The organism is Methylobacterium sp. B1 (assembly GCF_000333255.1).
Taxonomy (GTDB): domain Bacteria; phylum Pseudomonadota; class Alphaproteobacteria; order Rhizobiales; family Beijerinckiaceae; genus Methylobacterium; species Methylobacterium fujisawaense.
The window spans coordinates 1-1,449 of record NZ_BACT01000326.1 but is presented as its reverse complement, the minus strand read 5'-3'; the positions used below and the strand labels follow the sequence as shown (position 1 = coordinate 1,449).

At 73.8% G+C, this 1,449-nt stretch carries 1 protein-coding gene; it reads right to left on the bottom strand.

All coding sequences use genetic code 11. The features are described 5' to 3' along the window. Nucleotides 1–1,449, bottom strand: a 1,449-nt coding sequence (locus tag I53_RS09490) for a penicillin acylase family protein (RefSeq protein ID WP_043349678.1), incomplete at both ends; no start/stop codon positions are given.

The following is a 1,449-nucleotide window of genomic DNA, read 5'->3' as shown; positions in this document are numbered from 1 at the left end:
GCTCGGCCCATTCGAACCCGACCTTCCGATCCTCCGCGGGGTAGTCCGGCGGCAGGTTCATCTCGTTGGCGGTGGCGAGCCAGCCCGAGGCCGGATCGACGCTGCGGGGCAGGGCGCCGGGATCGTGGAAGCCGGCCCAATCGTAGCGGCCGTCGCCCGGCACCGGCAGCAATCCGTCATGGCCGGGGCGGACCGGCGCCTTGCCGGCCATGAACCACGCGATGTGCCCCGCGGTGTCGGCGTAGAGCTGGTTCACCGAGGGCGCCGACCAATGGCGCAGGGCCTCGCCGAAGGCCTCGGGCGTCGTGGCGCCGAGATAGGCGAGGCTGCCGAGATAGGCGGCAGCGCCGGGCTCCGACCAGACGGTCCGCAGCGCGAAGGCGCGGCCCTGGTCCTCGCGAAGCACCGGCCCGTGCCGGGTGAAGCCGAGGATGACGGTCTCGTCCGGTCCGCCGCGCACCGGGATCCGCTCCTTGATGCGCATGATCGGCGCCCAACCGTCGCCGGAGCGGTAGCGATCGGGATCGGCCGGGTCGGTCTCGCAGACGAAGAGATCCTCCTGGTCCATCGGCGCGATGGTGAGGCTGAAGGCGGCATGGCCGTTATGGCCGATGGAGATGCCGGGCAGGGCCGGCTCGCCGGCCCCGATCACGTCGAGCCCCGGGGCGGTCAGGTGCACGGCGTAGCGCAGCGAGGGCTGCAGGTAGACCCGGTGCGGATCGCTCGCCAGGATCGGCCGTCCGGTGGCGGTGCGGGACGGCGCCACCGCCCAGTTGTTCGAGCCCTCGGCCGGCTCCTTCGGCGCGCTGCGGGGGCCGCGCGTGACGGCTCCGTGCGCGTCGACTTTGGACCAGTCCCAGGCCTCCGCGCGGGTCGCCGCCATCCGGTCCGGGCTGAACCCCACCGTCGCCGTGGCCAGCCGGAAGTCGTCGAGGAGATCGTCCGGCCAGTCGACGGCGTCGAAACCGTCCGGGACGATGGGTTCGTGGGGCGGGCTAATCCGCTTGCGCAGGTCGTCCGCGGCGAGCCCGTCCGCCCGGCTCTCCGCACGGGCGAGCACCCGTGCGCGGGCGACCTCGGACAGGACGTTGCGGATCAGCCCGTGGCTGCGGATGCGCACCACGTCCTCCGGCTGCCACAGGGCCGGGCGCGTGTCCGTCACGGCGAATTCTGGCGGGCGCAGCTCGGGACGTGCCTCGGTCAGGGCCACGTAGGCGTTGATCCCCGCCACGAATGCCGCGACGATCGCCCGCGTGTCCTGCGGCCCGTAGGCCGCCCACTCGGCCGCCATGTCGCCGCGGTAGAGGAACAGCCGGGCGGCCCGGTCCTGGGCGAGGTAGCCGGGCCCGAAATCCGCCGCCAGCAGGCCGAGGCCGCGCTTGCGCCAGAGGTCGAGCTGCCAGAGCCGGTCCCGGGCCGCGTTGAACCCCGCGCCGGAAGGGTCGAGCG